Here is a 19,014-nt window from a genome sequence, read left to right as displayed (position 1 = left end):
GAGGGCGAGCGGTCGCCACCCGGCGCGGGCCGCAACCTGCCGCCTGCGGCGCAGAACTGCGGAACCCCGCCTGTCACGCGTCCTCGGCATGGCAGACATTCGCTTCGAGCATACGTCCCGCAGGCGACCGACAGGCCTTAGCAAAAAAGGGGCCCGGCTCTCGCCGGACCCCTCCCGATCGTCACGTCGCTGGGAGCGCGATCACATGTCCCCGCCCAGACGCTCGTACTCGAACGGCTGCGCCTCGCCGATGTCGGCCTCGCCGTAGGGCAGGTCGTAGTAGGCGCCGGTGCCGTAGCCGTAGTTCGTGCCCCAGCCGCCCGCGTAGCCGTACGGGCCGTAATAGGGATAGGCGTAGTAGCCGCGGCCGTAGGCGGCGTCCGCGCTCACCACGACGGCCTGCACGCGGCCCTCGGAGAGGATCACGTCGTTGACGTAGCCGTAGTTGCGCGGCGTGTCGTCCTCGCCGCGAATGCGGGCGTAGTCGCCGATGATCTCCGAGACGCGGTAGGCACGGGGCCCCAGCTCCGCGTCGTCGAGGCCGGTCACGACCTCCTGCTCGACCACCGCGCCCGTCGCGGCCACCTCGCCGCCGACGCCGTAGTCGTCACCGTAGTAGCCGGTGCCGAACACGCCGTACTGGTCGATCGTGTCTTCGGTGACGGGAATCGTGATCGCCTGCTCGCCGACCGCCATCTCGACCTCGTCCCACGGCACGGCGACGTGCGTGTCGCCGATGTCGAGGAAGCCGCCGATCTCGGCGACGACCGCGAGGATCCGGCCGTCGGCGCCGACGATCACATCCTCGACGTCTCCGATGTCCTCGCCGGCGGCGCCGTAGACCTCGTACTCGTCGATGAACTCCTCGGCGCTCATGCCGCCGGCGTACATCTCGTCGTAGCGCCAGTCGGACATCGCGACGATGTTCTCGGCGGCGAGCGTGCCGCCTTGGGCGACGCCCTCGGTCACGGGCGCGACGGTCGCGTTCTGCGCCATCGCGGGCGCGGCCGCCATGGCGGCCAGAAGGGCGATCGTGGAGGTGCGCTTGAGCATGGGCTTGCTCCTTTCCGATTGATGTGCCGCGCCCGCGGGGTCGCGGGCGGCGGCCGGACCGCGAAGGCGCGCAGCGTAGGCGTGCGTCGCGGTCGCTCTCCGAGGTGCCAACGAGAGGGCGCCCGCGATGTTCCGAACGGCCGGCCGCCGGATCGGGAGGCGGGCGGCGGGAACACGAATCGCGGATGTGCCTTGCCGGGGACGAGCGGGTGAACGCCCGCTCGGGAAACCGCACAGGAGGAATCCGACATGCACAAGACGCTGATCACGGCCCTCGCGCTCGCCGGCACCGCCGCCTTCCCCGCGCTCGCGCAGGACGCGACGCAGAACCAGGGCCAGAACCAGGGCCAGAACCGCGGCCAGGCTCCGGCGCAGCAGCAGATGCAGGCCCAGCCGGGCCAGCAGAACCAGTCCGCCGAGGAGGCCATGCGCTCGCGCATCGCGAGCCAGGGCCAGGTGCGCGACGCGCTGAACCAGGCCGGGTTCGAGGAGGTCACCCTGCTCGACGCCGCCTACCTCGTCTCCGCCCGCGCCCCCTCGGGCGAGATGGTGATGATGGTCGTGAACCCGTCGGGCATGATGCAGGGCATCATGCAGGGCGGCATGCAGGGCGGCATGCAGGGCGGAATGGGCCAGACGGGCCAGGGCACCGGCCAGCCGACGGACCAGGACCAGACCGGCGCCACCGGCCAGACGAACCGGGGCGGTCAGGGCGGCCAGGGCAACCGGACCAACCAGTGATCCGTCACGCCTATACCGGGCCCGGGCCCCGTGCGGCCCGGGCCCGGTACCGATCAGGACGACGGGAGACGAGCGATGAACAGCGAGCAGTTCCGCGGCAATTGGAACCAGATCAAGGGCCGCGCCAAGCAGCAATGGGGCAAGCTCACCGACGACGACCTCACCCGGGTCGAGGGGCACCGGGACGAGCTCGTCGGCCGCATCCAGGAGCGCTACGGAATCGCCAAGGACGAGGCCGACCGACAGGTGTCCGACTGGGAACGCGGTCTCTGACGCGCGCAGGGACGCGGGCGGGGCCGAGCGGTGCTCGCGAGACGATCGCGGCCGCTCGCCCCCCGCCTCCCCCCGGGCGAATGCCGGCTCACACGGCGATCCGCCCGCCGAGCTCGTCCTCCACGTGGACGCGGATGATCTCGTCGAAGCTCTCTTCCGCCCGAAAGCCCAGCGCGAGCGCACGCTTCGGGGCGAAGGCGCGGGGCCAGCCGGCGATGATGCGCGCGATCGCCGGGTCGGGCTCCCGGCGGATGCGGGCGACCGCGGCGTCGCCCGCGACGCGGCGGAGCGCCTCGATCTGCTCGCCGACGCTCACGCAGACGCCCGGCATGTCGAGCGTGCGGCGCGGGCCGATCGCCTCGCCGTCGAGCGTCGCCGCGTGCACGAGAAAGCCCACCGCCGCGCGGGGCGAAGCGTGCCAGTGGCGCACGTCGTCGGGCACGGGCAGCACGGCCTCCTCGCCCGCGAGGGGCTCGCGGACGATGCTCGAGAAGAAGCCCGAGGCCGCCTTGTTCGGCCGCCCCGGCCGCACGCAGATCGTCGGCAGGCGGATGCCGACGCCGTCGAGGATGCCGCGGCGGGTGTAGTCGGCGAGCAGCAGCTCGCAGATCGCCTTCTGCGTGCCGTAGCTCGTCAGCGGGGTGAGCGCGTGGTCCTCCGGCACGGGTTCCGGCAGCGGCGCGCCGAACACGGCGACGGAGGAGGCGAAGACGACGCGCGGCCGGTAGCCCTCACCGTGCGCGCGCACCGCCTCGAACAGCGCCCGGCCGCCGTCGAGGTTGATCCGGTAGCCCTTCTCGAAGTCGGCCTCAGCCTCCCCCGACACGATGGCGGCGAGATGCACGATCACGTCGGGACGATCCGCCACGAGCCGCGTCGCCGTGGCGGGGTCGCCGATGTCGGCGGCCATCGTCTCGACGGGAAAGCCCGCGCCCTCCGGGACCGGCGGGTCGACCACGTCGTGCAGGGTGAGGCGGGCGATCTCGCGCGCGCCGATGCGCCCGTCGGCGACGAGGCGGCGGGCGAGCTTCGCGCCGATCATGCCGGCGGCGCCGGTGACGAGGACGTGCATGGGGGTCGTTCTTCCGTTGGGTTCGGTGATCACAGCGTCCAGCCGCCGTCCACGACGAGGGTGGTGCCGGTGGTGAAGGCGCTCTCGTCGCCGGCGAGGTGGACGGCCGCGGCGGCGACCTCGGCCGCCGTGCCGATGCGGCCCATCGGCTGCCGCGCGACGAAGCTCGCGCGCACGGCCTCCTCGTCCTGCCCCGTGCGTTCGGCCAGCGCGGCGATGCGGCCGTCGAGCGACGGGGAGTGGATGGTACCGGGGCAGATCGCATTGCAGCGCACGCCCTGGCGGATGAAGTCGATCGCGACCGCCTTGGTCAGCCCGATCACCGCCGCCTTGGTGGCGCCGTAGGCGTAGCGCGCCGGCGCACCCTTCAGGGACGAGGCGCCGGAGGAGATGTTGACGATCGAGCCGCCGCCGCGCGCCAGCATGCCGGGCAGGAAGGCCTTGATGGTGCGGTGCATGGACTTGACGTTGAGGTCGAAGGACCGGTCCCAGTCCGCCTCGTCGCACTCGAGCACCGTGCCGTGGGCGACCCATCCGGCGCAGTTGGCGAGGACGTCGATGCCGCCGTGCTCCTGCGCCACCTCGGCCGCGAGCGCCTCCACCGCGGCGGTGGAGGTGACATCGAGCCCGATGCGGCGCGTGGCGGGAAGGCCATCGAGATCCTCCGCGTTCAGGGTCGTCGCGAGGACGACGGCGCCTTCCGCGACGAAGGCCGCCGCGATGGCGCGCCCGATCCCCTGCCCCGCCGCCGTGACCAGCGCGACCTTGCCGTCCAGCCGTCCTCCCATCGCGCCCTCCCCCGTTCGCCTCGTGGCTTTCGCCCGCACTGTAGCGCGCCGGCGCGCGGGCGAAAGCCGGCAAAGCCGCCCGCGCGCGTCTTCGCACCCGCGCGAGCGGGAGGCAGGCGGAACCTCGAGGGCAAGCGGAGCCTTGGAGGGGGTTCGCCTTGGCAAGCGACGGAGGTATGGGCTAAGACTTCCGCAGCGTGGATAAAACGACGAAAACGCCTACCACGCGGGCGTGTCGTTCCCTCGAACAGACGGAGACACGAGAACATGCACGCACAATTCGCCCTGAAGACGACGCTGGCTGCCGCCACGATGGCGCTCGCGATCGGCGGCGCGTCGACCGGCGCCGCCGCCCAGCAGCAGCAATTCGTCTCGATCGGCACTGGCGGCGTCACCGGCGTCTACTACCCGGTCGGCGGCGCGATCTGCCGCCTGATGAACCAGACCCGCCGCGACCACGGCATCCGCTGCTCGGTCGAATCGACCGGCGGCTCGGTCTACAACGTCAACGCCATCCGCGGCGGCGACCTCGACTTCGGCGTGGCGCAGTCCGACGTCCACTATCAGGCGTTCAGCGGCGAGGGCCGCTTCGCCGAGCAGGGCGCGCAGGAGAACCTGCGCTCGGTCTTCTCGCTGCATCCCGAGCCCTTCAACGTGCTCGCCCGCGCCGAGGCCGGCATCGATCACTTCGACGATCTCGAGGGCAAGCGCGTCAACATCGGCAACCCCGGCTCCGGCCAGCGCGCCATCATGGACATCCTGATGGAGCGCAAGGGCTGGACGAACGACACGTTCGCGCTCGCCTCCGAGCTCGCGCCGGCCGAGCAGTCGGCCGCCCTGTGCGACAACAACATCGACGCCTTCGTCTACAGCGTCGGCCACCCGAACGGCTCGATCCAGGAGGCCACCGCCACCTGCGACGCCGTGCTCGTGGACGTCACGGGGGACTACGTCGACGCGCTCGTCGAGGAGTTCCCGTACTACTTCAAGGCCGAGGTCCCCGGTGGCCTCTACCCGGGAACGGACGAGCCGACCGAGACCTTCGGCGTCGGCGCGACCTTCGTCACCTCAGCGGACGTCTCCGAGGAGGCCGTGTACACGCTGGTGAAGTCGGTCTTCGACAACTTCGAGGACTTCACGGCGCTCCACCCGGCGCTCGCCAACCTGGATCCCGAGACCATGATCTCGAGCGGCCTCTCCGCCCCGCTGCATCCGGGCGCGGAGCGGTACTACCGCGAGCGCGGCTGGCTCCAGTGAGCGGCCTTCGTCGGGCCTCGCATTCCCGGGCCTGAGCGACACCGCCGCCCCCCGGGAGCCCGCACGGGCTCACCGGGGGACGGCGTCTCCCGATTCCATCGCGACGTCGGCTCGCCCGCGCGTCGCCGGCGTGAGGCGTGCGATGACCGACGAGACCAGGACGGCCGCGAGCGGAGGTCCCTCGGGGAGCGATGGTCCCTCCAAGCGCGAGCTCGACGATCTCGTCGCCAAGGCGGATACCGGCGCCCGCAACCCGCGCGGGCCGATCGGGCTCGCGGTCACCGGCATCGCCCTCGCCTGGGCGCTGTTCCAGCTCTACATCGCCTCGCCGCTGCCGTTCCTGGCGTCGCAGCTCACGGGGCTGCCGCTGGTGCTGAACGACGCGCAGATCCGGCCGATCCACCTCGGCTTCGCGCTGTTCCTCGCCTATTGCGCCTATCCGGCCTTCTCGCGCTCGCCGCGCGACCGCATCCCGATCCTGGATCTCGTGCTGGCGGCGGCGGCGACGTATTGCGCGCTCTACATCTTCATCTTCTACCGCGAGATCTCCGCGCGCCCGGGCCTGCCGACGACGGCGGACCTCGCCGCCGCGGGAGCCGGCCTCGTGCTCCTGCTCGAGGCGACGCGCCGGGCGCTGGGACCGCCGCTCGCGATCGTCGCGATCGTCTTCCTGCTCTACGTCTTCTTCGGCTCGGCCGCCTTCCTGCCCGACGTGATCCAGTGGGGCGGCGCCTCGTTCTCGCGCGCCATGGACCAGATGTGGCTGACGTCCGGGGGCGTCTTCGGCGTCGCGCTCGGCGTGTCGGCGAGCTTCGTCTTCCTGTTCGTGCTGTTCGGCTCGCTGCTCGACAAGGCGGGGGCCGGCAACTTCTTCATCAAGCTCGCCTTCGCCCTGCTCGGCCATCTGCGCGGCGGGCCGGCGAAGGCGGCCGTCCTCTCCTCGATGATGACGGGCCTGATCTCGGGCTCCTCCATCGCCAACGTGGTGACGACGGGCACCTTCACCATCCCGCTGATGAAGCGCGTCGGCTTCTCCGCCGAGAAGGCGGGCTCGGTCGAGGTCGCCTCCTCGGTCAACGGCCAGATCATGCCGCCCGTCATGGGCGCCGCCGCCTTCCTCATGGTGGAGTACGTCGGCATCCCCTACACGGAGGTGATCACCCACGCCTTCCTGCCGGCCGTGATCTCCTACATCGCGCTCCTCTACCTCGTGCACCTCGAGGCCCTGAAGAACGCCATGCCCGCGCTGCCCAAGCGCGTCGTCCATCCGCTGCCCACCGCGCTCCTGCGCGCCGGCATCACCATCGCCTCGATCGTCATCCTCGCGGGGCTCGTCTACGTGTCGATCCGCGGCGTCCAGGCGATCCTCCCGTCCGTGTCGACGCCCGTCCTGCTGGCGCTGGTGGCCGCGATCTATGTCGGCCTGATCTGGCTCGCCTCGAAGGGCCCCGATCTCGAGATCGACGATCCGGACGCACCGGTGCTCGAGCTGCCGATCGCCACCGAGGTGCTCAAGACCGGCCTGCACTACATCCTGCCGATCGTCGTGCTCGTCTGGTTCCTGATGATCGAGCAGCGCTCGCCGGGGCTCTCGGCCTTCTACGCGGTGGTGCTGCTCGTCGTCATCCTGCTCACGCAGAAGCCGCTCAAGGCACTGTTCCGCAGGGTGCGGGGCGCGCAGGTGGGCGCCGCCTTCAGGGAGGGCGTCGCCGACCTGACCCAGGGCCTCATCCTGGGCTCCCGCAACATGATCGGCATCGCCTGCGCCACCGCAACCGCCGGCATCATCGTGGGCGCGGTGACGCTCACCGGCATCGGGCAGGTGATGGCGGAGTTCGTCGAGTTCCTGTCGGGCGGCAACATCCTGCTCATCCTCGTCTTCACGGCGCTGATCTCACTCGTGCTCGGCATGGGCCTGCCGACGACGGCGAACTACATCGTGGTGGCGACCCTGATGGCGCCGGTCATCGTCGAGCTGGGGCAGGCGAACGGCATCATCATCCCGCTCATCGCCGCGCACCTGTTCGTGTTCTACTTCGGCATCATGGCGGACGTGACGCCACCCGTCGGTCTCGCCTCCTTCGCCGCGGCGGCCGTGTCGCGGGGCGACCCGCTGAAGACCGGCTTCACGGCGTTCTTCTACAGCCTGCGCACGGTGCTGCTGCCGTTCATCTTCGTGTTCAACACGAACCTCCTCCTGATCGACGTCGGCTGGGTGCAGGGCATCTGGGTCTTCCTGAAGGCGACGGCGGCGATGCTCGTCTTCGCCGCGGCGACGCAGGCGTTCTTCCTGGTGCGCAATCGCATCTGGGAGACGGTCGCGCTCCTGCTCGTCGCCTTCCTGCTGCTGCGCCCCGGCTTCCTGATCGACCAGATCGTGCCGCCCTACGAGCCGCTGCCGGCGGCGCAGGTCGAGGACGCGATCGCGGGCACGCCCGAAGGCGGGATCATCCGGATCGGCGTGTCCGGCCCCCGCTTCTCCGATCTCGAGGTCGAGCAACGCACCCTCGCCTTCACGCTGCCGGACGCCGCTCTCGACCCCGCGACCCGGCTCGAGCAGGCGACGGGGCTCGTCTACGTGATCGAGGGCGAGCGGGTGCTGCTGGAGGAGCCGTTCGATCCGCGCAGCCCCGGCGGCCGCACGCTCGGCCATCTCGACTTCTACGATCCGGACAACCCGGTCGTGATCACGGCGGTCGAGGTCCCGGTGGAGCAGCCGGCGCGCGCCTGGTCGTACCTGCCGGCGGCGCTGCTGTTCGGGCTCGTCTGGCTCGCCCAGTCGCGGCGCGCCAGGCGGCAGGAGGCGGACCGGCGCGGGCGCGAGACCACGGTCGCGGCCGGAAGCGAGGGGGCGCGCGCCTGAGGGCGCGGGAGCGACAGCTCGAAGGAGGTGCGACGATGTACACGAACATCCTGCTCGCGGTCGATCTCGGCCACCGGGAGGCGGAGCAACGCGCCGTCGACACGGTGGTGGAGTACGCCCGTGCCTTCGGCGCGACGATCCACGTGCTCAACGTCGTGCCGGACTACGGCATGGCGCTCGTCGGCGGCTTCTTCCCGGAGGGGTTCGAGCGCCAGGCGCTGGCGCGCGCTCACGAGGAGTTGAACGCCTTCACCGCCGCCGTGATCCCCGCCGAGATCCCGCACCGGACCATCGTCGGCCACGGCGGCATCTACCGCGAGATCCTGCACTGGGCGCAGGAGACCAAGGCGGATCTCGTGGTGATGTCCGCCCACCGGCCGGAGCTCGAGGACTATCTCCTCGGCCCCAATGCCGCCCGAGTGGTCCGGCATGCGAGGACGTCCGTACTGGTGGTACGGCCCGCACCGGCGTGACATAGATATCCCGCAGCGCGGGGAGGCACGCCGCCCCAGTCGCCGCGCTGCGAGGCAGGACGCTCATGGCATTGTGGAAGCAAGCGCTCGTCGCGCTGGTGCTCGTCGCGGGCGCGCTCGCGGGCTGGGCGATGGTCTCGCCGGCGACAGCCCCGGCGGCGATCGTCGGTCTCGCCGAGCGGGTCGGGCTTCCGGTCCCGGAGGTGGCTCCCGGCGAGGCGGCGGGTGGATTCCGCCGCGGCGGCTTCGGCCCGAGCCGGGTCGTCGTGGGATCGGTCGCGCAATCGCGCGAGGAGACGCGCCTCGACGTCATCGGCACCGCCGAGGCGGCGCGCTCCGTGACGCTGTTCGCCCCGGACGACGGCCTCGTCACCGCCGTGCGCTTCGCGCCCGGGGACCGGGTCGAGGCCGGCGCGCCGCTCCTGTCGCTCGACGACCGCGCGGAGCGCATCGCGCTGGAACGTGCGACGATCGCCGCCGACCTCGCCCGTGATCGCGCCGCGCGCCTGCAGAGCCTCGCCGAGAGCCGCTCCGCCTCCGCCGTCCAGCTCGAGGAGGCGCAGGCCGCCCTCGCCGAGGCGCACACGCAGGTCGCCGCCGCCGAGCTCGCGCTCGAGCGCCGCACGCTGGAGGCGCCCTTCGCCGGGAGCCTCGGCCTCTCGCAGGTCGAGATCGGCCAGCGCGTGACGACGCAGACGCCCGTCGCCGCGCTGGACGACCGCGGCCGCATCCTCGTGCGCTTTCCCGTGCCCGAGCGGCTCGCCGCTCGCGTCGCGCGGGGCGACGGCGTCCTCGCCCACACCGCCGCCTACCCGGGCGAGACCTTCACGGCGACCGTGACCGAGATCGACAGCCGCGTCGACCCAGACAGCCGCGCGCTCCCCGTGCGCGCCGAGATCGCCAACGCCGACGACCGGCTGCGGCCGGGCATGAGCTTCACCGTCACCCTCGCCTTCCCCGGCGCGTCGCGCGTCGCCGTGCCCGCGCAGGCGCTGCAATGGGACCGCGAAGGCCCCTACGTCTGGCGCGTCGCCGACGGCGCGGTGACGCAGGTGCGCGTGGCGCTCGCCGGCCGCGCGGACGGTGTCGTCCTCGTCGAGGCGCCGCTTTCGGCGGGCGAGCAGGTCGTGCTCGAGGGCGTCCAGCGCCTGCGCGACGGGGCTGAGGTCGAGATCGCGAAGGAGGGGCCGCCGGCGGGCGCCGTCTCCCCCGGCGGCGAGCGGAGCTGAGCGCATGAGCGCCTATTCCCGCGCCGCCGACGTCGCCTCGCTGTGCGTGCGCCGCCCGACGCTCGCGGCGGTGATGAGCCTGATGATCGTGCTCGCCGGCCTCGCCGCGCTCTTCGGCGTGTCCGTGCGCGAGCTGCCCGACGTCGACCGCCCGGTCGTCACCGTCACGACCGAGTTCGCCGGCGCCACGCCCGCGGCCATCGACGCGCAGGTGACGCGCCTCGTCGAGGGCGCGGTGGCGCGGGTGCCCGGGCTCGTCTCGGTGTCCTCGTCGAGCGCGCGGGGACGCAGCCGCATCGTCGCCGAGTTCGGCGAGGGCGTCGATCTCGACATCGCCGCCAACGACATGCGCGACGCCGTGTCCGGCATCGTCGGCCGCCTCCCCGAGGACGCCGCCGAGCCGCGGGTCGTGAAGGCGGACGCGGACGGCGACGCGATCCTGCGCCTCGCCGTCGTCTCCGACCGCCACGCCATCGAGGAGCTGTCGGCGCTGGCCGAGCGGCTCGTCTTCGACCGGCTCGCGGCGGTGGAGGGCGTCGCCGACGTGCAGGCCTACGGCCTGCGCGAGCCGGTCTTCCGGGTGACACTCGACGTCGCCGCGCTCAACGCGCGGGGCCTCACCATCGCCGACGTCCGCCGCGCCCTCGACGGCGTCCTCTCGGACGCGCCGGCCGGCGACCTGCGCATGCCGTCCTCGACCGTGCTCGTCGAGGCGGGCGCCGCCGCGCGCTCGGTCGACGAGATCGAGGCGACCTTCGTCGACCGCGGCACCCGCATCCGTGACGTCGCGTCCGTCTCGCTCGGGCCCGCCGACGACGAGATGGTGCTGCGCTCGGACGGGCGCGTCGGGCTCGGCGCGGGCATCCTGCGCCAGGCGAGCTCCAACACGATCGCCATCTCGAACGCCGTGCGCGAGACGGTGGACGAGCTCAACCGCTCGCTCCCCGAGGGCATCGTCGTCGCCGTGCGCTCGGACGACGCCGTCTTCGTCGGCAGCGCCGTGGCGGAGGTGCTGAGCACCCTCGTGATTGCGACGATCCTCGTCGTCGTGATCATCCTCCTGTTCTTCCGCTCCTGGCGCGCGACGATCATCCCCACCGTCACCGTGCCGATCGCCATCGTCGGCACGCTCGCCGCGATCTACCTGATGGGCTTCTCCGTCAACGTGCTGACGCTGCTCGCCCTCGTGCTCGCCACGGGCATCGTCGTCGACGACGCCATCGTGGTGATCGAGAACATCGAGCGCCGCCGGGCGGAGGGGATGGGCGCGCGCGCCGCCGCCGTGCTCGGCACGCGCCAGGTCTTCTTCGCGGTCGTCGCGACGACGCTGACGCTCGCCGCCGTGTTCATCCCGATCTCGTTCCTGCCCGGACAGGCGGGCCGGCTCTTCGCCGAGTTCGGCTTCACGCTCGCCGCAGCCGTGGTGCTCTCCTCCTTCGTCGCGCTCACGCTCGCACCCATGCTCGCCTCGCGCCTCCTGAAGGACGAGGCGCCGAGCGCGGACGGTGCGCCGCGTCGGCGGATCGACCCGCTGGCGACGGTCGGCGGCTGGTTCGTGGCGCTCTACCGCGTCCTCCTCGCCCGCGCGCTCGCGCTGCCGCTCGTCGTGCTGACCGTGTGCGCGCTCTTCGGCGTCGCCGCCTGGATCGCCTGGTCGAGCCTGCCCGAGGAGCTGACGCCGCCGGAGGACCGCGGCTTCGTGCTGCTCGTCGTCTCGGCGCCGCAGGGCGCGTCGCTCGCCTATACCGACGGCAAGGTCGCGCAGGTCGAGGCGATCCTCGAGCCCTATGTCGAGGCCGGCGAGATCGAGAGCGTGCTCGCCGTCATCGGCACCTGGGGCCGCTCGAACCGGGCCTTCATCGCGGCCCCGCTGGTCGACTGGGCCGAGCGCGAGCGCGGCCAGCAGGCGATCGTGTCCGAGATCAACGGCAAGCTCGGCGCGATCGTCGGCGTCCAGGCCCGCGCCATCTCGCCGAACTCGCTCGGCATCCGCGGCGGCGGCCAGGGCCTGCGCATCGCGGTGCTCGGCGAGGACTACGACGCCATCACCGACACCGGCCTCGGCCTCGTCTCCGCGCTGCGGCGCGAGCTGCCGGCGCTGACGAATCCCTCGCTGTCGATCGACGTCAGCCAGCCGCAGCTCTCGATCCGGCTCGACACGGCGCGCGCCGCCGACCTCGGCGTCGATCCCGCTGACGTCGCGCTCGCGCTCCAGACCGCGCTCGACGGACGCCGCGTCGGCGACGTCTTCGTCCGCGACCGGGCGGTGGAGGTGCGGTTGCGCACGCCGGAGGGCGCGGTCTCACAGCCCGACGACCTCGCCCAGATCCTGCTGCGCGGCAACAACGGCGCGCTCGTGCCGCTCTCGGCGCTGGCGAGCCTCACCGAGGAGAGCGTCTCGCCCTCGCTCGAGCGCGAGCGCCAGCGCCGCTCGGTGACCGTGGAGGCCGGCCTGCCCGCCGACCTGCCGCTGCGCGCGGCGATCGAGCAGGTACGCGCGGTGGCGACGCCGCTCCTCGCGCCCGGCCAGACGATCGCCTTCCTCGGCGAGGCGGCGGCGCTGGAGGAGACGTCGCGGGGCGTGGCCATCACCTTCGCCTTCGCGCTCGCCATCGTGCTCCTGGTGCTGGCCGCGCAGTTCGAGAGCGTGGCATCGGGCGTCGTGATCATGCTCGTCGTGCCCTTCGGCCTCGGGGCGGCGGCGCTGGCGATGGCGGCGACGGGGACGAGCCTCAACATCTACAGCCAGATCGGCCTCGTGATGCTGATCGGGCTCATGGCCAAGAACGGCATCCTCATCGTCGAGTTCGCCAACCAGCTGCGCGACGAGGGAATGACCGTGCGCGAGGCGGCGCTCGAGGCCTCCGTCGTGCGCTTCCGCCCGGTGATGATGACCCTGATCTCGACCGTGCTGGGCGGCCTGCCGCTGGTCCTGTCGGACGGCGCCGGCGCCGAGGCGCGCGCGGCGCTCGGCTGGGTCGTCGTCGGCGGGCTGGGGCTCTCCGTCCTGTTCACCCTGTTCCTCACGCCCGTCGCCTACCTCCTCCTCGCCCGCTTCTCGAAGCCCCGGGCCGCGGAGGCCGCCCGGCTCGACGCCGAGCTCGCGGCGGCGGAACGGGGTGACGGCACCGGCGCGCGCCGCCTTCCGGCGGAATGAGGTCGCGCGCCCCGCGGGCCGTGCGCCTCAGCCGGCCTCCAGGCGCACGTCGGCGAGCACGAGCCCGCTCTTCGGCAGCGCGGGCATGTCCGTGAGGCTCACGGAGAGGTCCTGCTCCGGCACCCGCCAGACGGCCTCGCGGGCGAGGACGGCCGTCATCGCCTCCATCACCACGATCGTCAGCCATTCCCCGGCGCAGCGATGGCCCGAGAACGGGTCGCCGCCGCCCTGCGGGATCAGGTCGTAGGCGCCGGGCTCGCGTCCGTGGAAGCGCGCCGGGTCGAAGCGCGCCGCGTCGCGCCACAGGCGCGGATCGCGGTCGGTGCCGTAGAGATCGAGCACCACGAGCTCGCCCTCCTCGAAGGCGCGCCCCCGCCACGCGAAGGGCGTGCGCACGCGCCCGGCGATCGCCGGGAAGAACGGCGTCGTGCGCCGCACCTCCGAGACGAAACGGCCGAGCTGGCCCTCCTCGTGTGCGCGGATCGCCTCGCGCGCCGCGGGATGCTCGTGGAGCGCCAGAGCCGCGAACGTGACGAAGCGGGCGATCGCGACAATCGGGCGGATCAGGTTGAGGAGCTCGACCGCCACCACCGCATCGTCCAGCGGCGCGCCGTCCGGCCCGCGCCAGGCCACGAAGGCCGCGGCCGGGCTGCCCTCCGGCAGCTCGAGGCGCCCCGCCCGCGCCTCGCGGGCGAGATGGGCGAGCATCTCCTCCGACCGATGCCGCCGCAGGCGCGCGATCCAGTTCGCCGGGCCGACGGAGCCCGCCTCGTCGATCATCGCGCCCGCCTCCTCCGCGAGGCTCGCGACCTCGTCCGGCGACGCCGGCACCCCGACCCAGTCGCAGGCGACCCGGCAGAGCACGTCGCGCACGACGTCGTGCAGCGCGGCGCCGTCTGGATAGGCGGCGAGGCGGTCGCGCAGGCGGGAGGCGGCGGCGTCGGCGACGGCATCGAGCCGCACCGGTGTCATGAAGGACATGAACAGCGCCTTGCGGGCGCGGTGCGCCTCGCCGTCGAGGGTCGCGACCGAGCCCTCGTCCTGCAGGAGCTTGAAGGCGAAGCTCGGCACCGCCCCGCGCCGGGTGAATCGCCCCGGCTCGTAGAACATCCGCGCCGCCTCCTCCCCGTAGCAGAACACGGTCCTGCGCCCGAGCAGCCGCGCCTCGAACGCGTCGGAGCCGTGATACGCGCAGTGCTCGCGGATGAAGTCGTAGCCCTCCGCGAGGAAGCTCAGCGTGAGGTCGGGCATGCGGGCGCGGGGGATCGAGGTGGTGTCGAGGGGTGCGGGATCGCGGTCCGGCATGGGGCGGCCTCTTCGCTGCTGGTGGAGGCGAACGCCCGTGCCGTCGCGGCGGTTCGCATCACCCGCGACCGAGGATCTCCAGCGTCGCCGCGTCCGCGCGCCCGCCGTAGAACGCGTCGAGCCCGCGCTGGAACAGCGCCGCGTCCGCCTCGTCGTCCGTGGCCTCCCGGAACAGCGTCAGGCAGGAGCGCAGCTTGAGGTCGTCGGGGCTGCCGAGGATGGCGTGGATGTCGGCGCCTTCGTGAGGCAGGAGGAGGCGGACGGCCTCGCGCAGGCGGGGTCCGAGCAGCGGATGGGCGAGATAGGCGCGCGCCTCGCCGAGGCCGGACAGGCCGTAGCGGCGCGCGGTGGCGCTGCGGCCGAGCGCCGCGAGCTGCGGGAAGACGAACCACATCCAGTGCGACCGCTTCGCGCCCGCGGCGAGCTCGGCGCGCACTTCCGCCCAGACCGGCTCCTGCGCCGCGACGAAGCGCGCGAGGTCGTAGTCGTCCGCCATCTCGCCCTCTCCTCGTGGCCCCCGACTCGTGGCCCCCCGACTTGTGGCCCCGCGACCGCGCGCCGCCGCAACGCCGGAGGCCACGGCCGCGTTCGCTCGCCCACAGCATACACCCGAGCGACCAATCGGAGAGACCCCATGAAGCTCGATCTCGACGGCAAGATCGCCCTCGTCACCGGCGGCGATTCCGGCATGGGCCGGGAGACCGCGCGCATCCTCATGGAGGAAGGCGCGCACATCGCCCTGTGCGACAGGACCGGCGAGGAGCTCGCGGGGGCGGCGCACGCACTCTCGGCGCGCGGGCGCTGCGAGCCCTTCACCGCGGACCTCACCAGTCTCGACGAGGTCGGGCGGCTGAAGGCGCAGGCCGAGGAGCGGCTCGGCGCGCCCGACATCGTCGTCCACGCCGCCGGGACGACGGGGCCGACCGGCGACTTCCTCGAGATCGACGACGCGGGCTGGCGGGAGGTGCTCGAGGTCGACCTGATGAGCGCGGTGCGGGTGGCGCGAGCCTTCCTCCCGGGGATGCGCGCCAAGGGCTGGGGCCGGCTCGTGCTGATCTCGTCGGAGAACGCCGTGCAGCCCTACCCGGAGGAGATGCCCTACGACGTCGCCAAGGCCGGCATCGACGCGCTCGGCAAGAGCCTGTCGAAGGCGTTCGGGCCGGACGGCGTCAACGTGAACGTGGTCTCCCCCGCCTTCGTCGCGACGCCGATGACGGACAAGATGATGGACGCGAAGGCCGCCGAGGAGGGCACCGATCGCGCGCAGGCGATCGAGGGCTTCCTCGCGGAGAAACGGCCGGGGATCGTCACGGGGCGGCGCGGGCGCCCGGAGGAGGTCGCCGCCGTGATCGCCTTCCTCTGCTCGGAGCGGGCGAGCTACGTCGTGGGCGCGAACTGGCGCGTCGACGGGGGCTCGGTGATGACGACGACCTGAGCCGCGCGCCCGCTCACCAGAACCGGGTGCCCGGCCCGCCCTTGAACGGGCCCGCCACCCGCGAGGTGATCCAGCCACCGTAGAACCCGCCCTCCTGCGGCACGACCCGCTCGCCGTCGACGAAGCAGCCTTCCATCAGGGCCGGGTAGAAGGTCGTGAAGCCGGCCATCGGCCGGAACGGTGGCGTCGGCCGGGGGTAGGACCAGGCGGCCCGCGGCGCCCGCACCGCGCCGCAGACCACGTCGAAATAGGCGGCCTGCCCCTTCCACTCGCAGATCGAACCGCCACCGGCGGCCACCAGCACGCCCGCGTCGACATCGTCGGGCGGGAAGTAGTAGGATGGCGGGTGCGAGGTCTCCAGCACGCGAAAACCGCGGCGCGTGCGGGCGATCGTCCGCCCGCCGAGGACGACCTCCAGCACCGACGCGGTCGGCTCGCAGATCGCCGGGCGGGGATAGTCCCAGACGCTCTCCTGGCCGGGCGCCGGCGGAGTCGGAACGGGTGGCTTCGGCATGACGCGCGCCTCGCTTTATCTTTTGTTGCGAATCGATCCGGGTTCCCGGGGATCGGCGAGTCCTTCCCGGTGCGGCTTTGCATGTTGCTTAACAGTCGATGAACGGGTCCGATGCCTGCACGCGCAGCAGGAGGCGACATCATGTCCGATCCCATGTCCTTTGCCCCGTCCCGGACCTTCCTCCCGTCGAGCGCCGTTCGCGCGGCGCTTCCGTCGGTGGGCGTCGTGAGCGGCAAGCGTGCCCGGATCGGCGAGGCGCTCGACCGGCTGGCGCCGGACGCGCCCGAGTTCGAGCGCGAGGCGATCCTCGACCACGCCCTCGGCAGCCGCGGCCTCGCCGGCGCGAGCCCCGAGACCGCCGCCTGGCTCTCCATGGTCTCCTACGTCCGCCACGTGCTGACGGATTACGACGCTCTGCTGGCGGAAGGCTACGACCGCGACAGCGCCCGCCACTTCGTCGCCGACGAGACCACGGAGATCCTCGCCTGCTGGGGCTGCCGCCGCCCGCTGGAGAGCTGATCCGCCCCGCTCACGGGCGGCAGAACAGGTCCGCGTGGCCGATCGTGGCCGCCGACGCGGCGACGCGGGCCGCGCGCCAGGCCTCGACCTCGACCGTCGCCAGCCGCCCCGTCTCCGCCACGGCCGAGGCCTGCCCCTCGGCGAGCGCCCGGATCAGGGCCGCATCGCGCGGGGCGACGAGCCGCCACGGGCTCACGCCGAGATGCGTCGCGTAGCCTTCCCCCGCGAAGGCGGAGGCGAGCCGGCGGGTCGCGGCGGGGCCGGCGGCGGTGCCGAAGCCCTTGTCCTCGCCCTGATGCGCCACGAAGGCGGCACGGAACGCGGCGTCGAGCGGATGCGGCGGCTCCCAGGCCTCGCGGCCGTCGTAGGTCAGCACCGTGTGGAACAGCGCTTCGCGCGCCACCACGGCCCGGGCGAAACGCGCGATGAAGGCCTCGCCGCACAGGTCGAACAGGGCCGCGGCGGTGACGAGGTCCGGAGCCTCGCCGAGCGCCGCGTCGAGATCGTTCGAGAGGTCCGCCTGCGCGAAGGCGACGTCGAGCCGCCGCCCGTTCTTCTCCAGACTCAGCCCGTCCGCCCCGTCCGCGAGGACGACGTCCGCCCAGGCCGCGAGCCGGATGCGGGCGCCGGCGAGGAGCGCGGGATCGTGGTCCACGAGCCGCCAGGATTGCCGCGCCGGCAGCGCGCGGTAGAGGCCGCGCAGGTTCGAGCCGAGGCCGCAGCCGAGGTCGACCACATGCACCGCGTCGCGATCCGCGAGGCAGGAGGCGAGGCGCGCCTCGAGCCCGCGGTCGCGGGCGCGGTGGTCCGCCGGCTCGCGCAAGTCGAGCCAATCGGGCGAGAAGCCGCTCATCCATTCGTCTCCAGGCTCTGGCGCAGGGCGTCGGCGATGCGCGCGGCGGTGTCGTCCCAGCGCGGCAGGGCCGCGCCGGCCTCCCAGGACGCGGCGGCGAGCCGCGCGCGGGTCTCCGGCTCGTCGAGGAGGCACGCCAGCGCCGCCGCGAGCGCGTCGACGTCGCCGGGGGGCACCTTCAGCGCGGCGGCATCCGGCACGGTCTCGGCGGCGGCGCCGCCGGTCGAGGCGACGACGGGCAGGCCCCGCGCCATCGCCTCCGCCAGAACCATGCCGTAGCCCTCGTAGAGGGAGGCGGAGACGAAGACGTCTGCTTCCGCCAGCAGGGCGTCCCGCGTCGCGGCGTCGACGGCGCCGGTGAAGCGGATGCGCTCGGCGAGCCCGGCCGCCTGCGCCTGCTTCCGCAAGGCCGCCGCGGTGGCGGGGTCGCGATCGGTCGGCCCGACGATCGCGAGGCGCCACGGCCTCTCGGCCAGACGGGCGAGCGCGGCGATCAGGACGTCGAAGCCCTTGCGGGGCGAGATCGCGCCGACCGCGATCAGCGCCGGCGGCGCCCCGGCCGGGGCCCCGGTCGCCCGCGGCGCCGGCTCGGTGCCCGGCAGGGCGACGCTCAGCCGCTCGGACGGCACGCCGTAGTCCGCGACGAGCGTGCGCGCCGTCGTCGGGCTCGCCGCGACGATTCGCGTCGCCCGCGCCAGCGCCCGCCGCTCGCTCTCGACGAGTGCCGCCGCACGCTCCGGCGAGAGGCCGGTCTCGAGCGCGAGCGGATGGTGGACGAGCGCCACGAGCGGGCGCGCCAGCGCGTCGAGCGCCGCCGCCGGCAGGGCGCCGTAGGCGAGCCCGTCGACGAGGAGCGCCGCGTCGGCAGGGACGCTCGCGAGCAGCCGCGCGCTCTCGACCACGTCCCGCGTCGTCGGATGCGGGAAGCCGTCCGGCAGGCGCACGACGACGGGCGCGACGCCGTGATCCGGCAGCCGGGCGAGCACCGCGCGCGCATAGGCGTATCCCCCCGTCGCCGTCTCCAGCGCACCGGGGATGGCGAAGGCCGCCTGGAGCCGCGTCATCGTCAGAGCGCCGCCTCGTACCAGGCGCGCGCCACGTGGCTCTCCTCGATCGAGACGCGGATCCGCGCGATCCCCTCCCCGCCCGGCCCGAGCGCACCCTTCCGGGATGCCGCGGCCATGGCGTCGAAGACGTGCTTGCACAGGAACTCGGTCGTCGTGTTCTTCCCCGCGAATTCCGGCACCTCGTCGAGGTTCCTGTAGTTGAGCGGGCCTAGCGTGGCCTTCAGCGCCTCGTGCGCGCGGCCGATGTCGACGACGACGCCGTCCTCGGTCAGCGTCTCGCGGAAGAAGGCGACGTCGATGACGAAGGTCGCCCCGTGCAGCGCCTGCGCGGGGCCGAACAGGTCCCCCTTGAAGCTGTGGGCGATCATGATGTGGTCGCGGACCTCGACGGCGAACATGGGGAGCGTCTCCTCGG

18 protein-coding genes are annotated in these 19,014 nt (G+C 73.1%); 9 read left to right on the top strand and 9 right to left on the bottom strand.

The window, feature by feature from the left end; genetic code table 11:
* Positions 1–201: 201 nt before the first annotated feature.
* Positions 202–1,053, bottom strand: a complete 852-nt coding sequence (locus G407_RS0121640; RefSeq protein WP_029032486.1) for a PRC-barrel domain-containing protein — start codon at positions 1,051–1,053, stop codon at positions 202–204.
* Positions 1,054–1,302: 249 nt separating this feature from the next.
* Here G407_RS0121640 and G407_RS0121635 point away from each other — a divergent pair, with 249 nt between their 5' ends.
* Entirely contained in the window at positions 1,303–1,794 is a 492-nt protein-coding gene (locus tag G407_RS0121635) for a hypothetical protein (protein ID WP_029032485.1), read from the top strand.
* 75 nt (positions 1,795–1,869) lie between these two features.
* Complete coding sequence (locus G407_RS0121630; RefSeq protein ID WP_029032484.1) at positions 1,870–2,067, top strand: CsbD family protein; 198 nt, start codon at positions 1,870–1,872, stop codon at positions 2,065–2,067.
* Positions 2,068–2,155: 88 nt separating this feature from the next.
* Here the strand turns inward: G407_RS0121630 and denD are convergent, their stop codons facing one another.
* Positions 2,156–3,139, bottom strand: a complete 984-nt coding sequence (gene denD / locus G407_RS0121625; protein ID WP_029032483.1) for a D-erythronate dehydrogenase — start codon at positions 3,137–3,139, stop codon at positions 2,156–2,158.
* 29 nt (positions 3,140–3,168) lie between these two features.
* Positions 3,169–3,927 (bottom strand): SDR family oxidoreductase, encoded by a 759-nt coding sequence (locus G407_RS0121620; RefSeq protein ID WP_029032482.1) that lies wholly within the window; start codon positions 3,925–3,927, stop codon positions 3,169–3,171.
* 267 nt (positions 3,928–4,194) lie between these two features.
* Between G407_RS0121620 and G407_RS0121615 the strand changes: the two genes are divergently transcribed.
* The 5 genes from G407_RS0121615 (at position 4,195) to G407_RS29285 (ending at position 12,906) form a co-directional block, all read left to right on the top strand.
* Entirely contained in the window at positions 4,195–5,184 is a 990-nt protein-coding gene (locus tag G407_RS0121615; RefSeq protein ID WP_084327716.1) for a TAXI family TRAP transporter solute-binding subunit, read from the top strand.
* A gap of 142 nt (positions 5,185–5,326) precedes the next feature.
* Positions 5,327–8,047, top strand: coding sequence for a TRAP transporter permease (locus G407_RS29295; protein WP_052341726.1), 2,721 nt, complete (start codon positions 5,327–5,329; stop codon positions 8,045–8,047).
* A gap of 35 nt (positions 8,048–8,082) precedes the next feature.
* Positions 8,083–8,520, top strand: coding sequence for a universal stress protein (locus G407_RS0121605; protein ID WP_029032480.1), 438 nt, complete (start codon positions 8,083–8,085; stop codon positions 8,518–8,520).
* A 71-nt stretch (positions 8,521–8,591) separates the two neighbouring features.
* Positions 8,592–9,749 carry an efflux RND transporter periplasmic adaptor subunit gene (locus G407_RS29290; RefSeq protein WP_052341725.1) on the top strand — a complete coding sequence of 386 codons (1,158 nt, stop codon included), beginning with the start codon at positions 8,592–8,594 and terminating at the stop codon, positions 9,747–9,749.
* 4 nt (positions 9,750–9,753) lie between these two features.
* On the top strand, positions 9,754–12,906 hold the full coding sequence (locus tag G407_RS29285) for an efflux RND transporter permease subunit (protein WP_043540340.1): 3,153 nt from the start codon (positions 9,754–9,756) through the stop codon (positions 12,904–12,906).
* Positions 12,907–12,933: 27 nt separating this feature from the next.
* Here G407_RS29285 and G407_RS0121590 read toward each other — a convergent pair whose 3' ends face one another.
* Together G407_RS0121590 and G407_RS0121585 are read right to left on the bottom strand one after the other, a co-directional pair.
* Positions 12,934–14,211, bottom strand: coding sequence for a cytochrome P450 (locus tag G407_RS0121590; protein ID WP_052341724.1), 1,278 nt, complete (start codon positions 14,209–14,211; stop codon positions 12,934–12,936).
* A 58-nt stretch (positions 14,212–14,269) separates the two neighbouring features.
* On the bottom strand, positions 14,270–14,707 hold the full coding sequence (locus G407_RS0121585) for a DUF1810 domain-containing protein (RefSeq protein WP_029032478.1): 438 nt from the start codon (positions 14,705–14,707) through the stop codon (positions 14,270–14,272).
* Between the two features lie 138 nt (positions 14,708–14,845).
* Here G407_RS0121585 and G407_RS0121580 point away from each other — a divergent pair, with 138 nt between their 5' ends.
* Entirely contained in the window at positions 14,846–15,646 is an 801-nt protein-coding gene (locus G407_RS0121580) for an SDR family NAD(P)-dependent oxidoreductase (RefSeq protein ID WP_029032477.1), read from the top strand.
* A 13-nt stretch (positions 15,647–15,659) separates the two neighbouring features.
* Here the strand turns inward: G407_RS0121580 and G407_RS0121575 are convergent, their stop codons facing one another.
* Positions 15,660–16,160: a DUF427 domain-containing protein gene (locus G407_RS0121575; protein ID WP_029032476.1), complete on the bottom strand. Its 501-nt coding sequence runs from the start codon at positions 16,158–16,160 to the stop codon at positions 15,660–15,662.
* 153 nt (positions 16,161–16,313) lie between these two features.
* Here G407_RS0121575 and G407_RS0121570 point away from each other — a divergent pair, with 153 nt between their 5' ends.
* The gene (locus tag G407_RS0121570) at positions 16,314–16,679 is read left to right on the top strand and encodes a DUF2293 domain-containing protein (RefSeq protein ID WP_084327754.1); all 366 of its coding nucleotides are present in this window, start codon (positions 16,314–16,316) and stop codon (positions 16,677–16,679) included.
* A gap of 10 nt (positions 16,680–16,689) precedes the next feature.
* Here the strand turns inward: G407_RS0121570 and G407_RS0121565 are convergent, their stop codons facing one another.
* From G407_RS0121565 to G407_RS0121555, 3 genes are read right to left on the bottom strand one after another with little or no spacing between them, the layout of a single operon-like run.
* Entirely contained in the window at positions 16,690–17,532 is an 843-nt protein-coding gene (locus G407_RS0121565; protein WP_029032474.1) for a class I SAM-dependent methyltransferase, read from the bottom strand.
* Positions 17,529–18,596, bottom strand: coding sequence for a glycosyltransferase family 4 protein (locus G407_RS0121560; RefSeq protein WP_029032473.1), 1,068 nt, complete (start codon positions 18,594–18,596; stop codon positions 17,529–17,531). The genes G407_RS0121565 and G407_RS0121560 overlap by 4 nt, the downstream gene beginning before the upstream one ends.
* Before the next feature lie 2 nt (positions 18,597–18,598).
* A complete protein-coding gene (locus G407_RS0121555) occupies positions 18,599–18,997 on the bottom strand; it encodes a 6-pyruvoyl trahydropterin synthase family protein (RefSeq protein WP_029032472.1) in 399 nt (132 codons plus the stop codon).
* Positions 18,998–19,014: the final 17 nt, after the last annotated feature.

Source organism: Salinarimonas rosea DSM 21201 (genome assembly GCF_000429045.1).
GTDB classification, from domain to species: Bacteria; Pseudomonadota; Alphaproteobacteria; order Rhizobiales; family Beijerinckiaceae; genus Salinarimonas; species Salinarimonas rosea.
Note: the sequence above shows the minus strand (reverse complement) of the source record. Positions and strands in the feature narration are given on the sequence as shown.

Coding starts and splice junctions, on each gene's coding strand:
- G407_RS0121635 (WP_029032485.1), top strand. CDS start 1,303: ATGCACAAGACGCTGATCACGGCCCTCGCGCTCGCCGGCACCGCCGCC.
- G407_RS0121605 (WP_029032480.1), top strand. CDS start 8,083: ATGTACACGAACATCCTGCTCGCGGTCGATCTCGGCCACCGGGAGGCG.
- G407_RS0121575 (WP_029032476.1), bottom strand. CDS start 16,160: ATGCCGAAGCCACCCGTTCCGACTCCGCCGGCGCCCGGCCAGGAGAGC.
- G407_RS0121570 (WP_084327754.1), top strand. CDS start 16,314: ATGTCCTTTGCCCCGTCCCGGACCTTCCTCCCGTCGAGCGCCGTTCGC.
- G407_RS0121555 (WP_029032472.1), bottom strand. CDS start 18,997: ATGTTCGCCGTCGAGGTCCGCGACCACATCATGATCGCCCACAGCTTC.
- G407_RS0121590 (WP_052341724.1), bottom strand. CDS start 14,211: ATGCCGGACCGCGATCCCGCACCCCTCGACACCACCTCGATCCCCCGC.
- G407_RS0121640 (WP_029032486.1), bottom strand. CDS start 1,053: ATGCTCAAGCGCACCTCCACGATCGCCCTTCTGGCCGCCATGGCGGCC.
- G407_RS0121585 (WP_029032478.1), bottom strand. CDS start 14,707: ATGGCGGACGACTACGACCTCGCGCGCTTCGTCGCGGCGCAGGAGCCG.
- G407_RS0121615 (WP_084327716.1), top strand. CDS start 4,195: ATGCACGCACAATTCGCCCTGAAGACGACGCTGGCTGCCGCCACGATG.
- G407_RS0121580 (WP_029032477.1), top strand. CDS start 14,846: ATGAAGCTCGATCTCGACGGCAAGATCGCCCTCGTCACCGGCGGCGAT.
- G407_RS29295 (WP_052341726.1), top strand. CDS start 5,327: ATGACCGACGAGACCAGGACGGCCGCGAGCGGAGGTCCCTCGGGGAGC.
- G407_RS29285 (WP_043540340.1), top strand. CDS start 9,754: ATGAGCGCCTATTCCCGCGCCGCCGACGTCGCCTCGCTGTGCGTGCGC.
- G407_RS0121565 (WP_029032474.1), bottom strand. CDS start 17,532: ATGAGCGGCTTCTCGCCCGATTGGCTCGACTTGCGCGAGCCGGCGGAC.
- G407_RS0121620 (WP_029032482.1), bottom strand. CDS start 3,927: ATGGGAGGACGGCTGGACGGCAAGGTCGCGCTGGTCACGGCGGCGGGG.
- G407_RS0121560 (WP_029032473.1), bottom strand. CDS start 18,596: ATGACGCGGCTCCAGGCGGCCTTCGCCATCCCCGGTGCGCTGGAGACG.
- G407_RS0121630 (WP_029032484.1), top strand. CDS start 1,870: ATGAACAGCGAGCAGTTCCGCGGCAATTGGAACCAGATCAAGGGCCGC.
- denD (WP_029032483.1), bottom strand. CDS start 3,139: ATGCACGTCCTCGTCACCGGCGCCGCCGGCATGATCGGCGCGAAGCTC.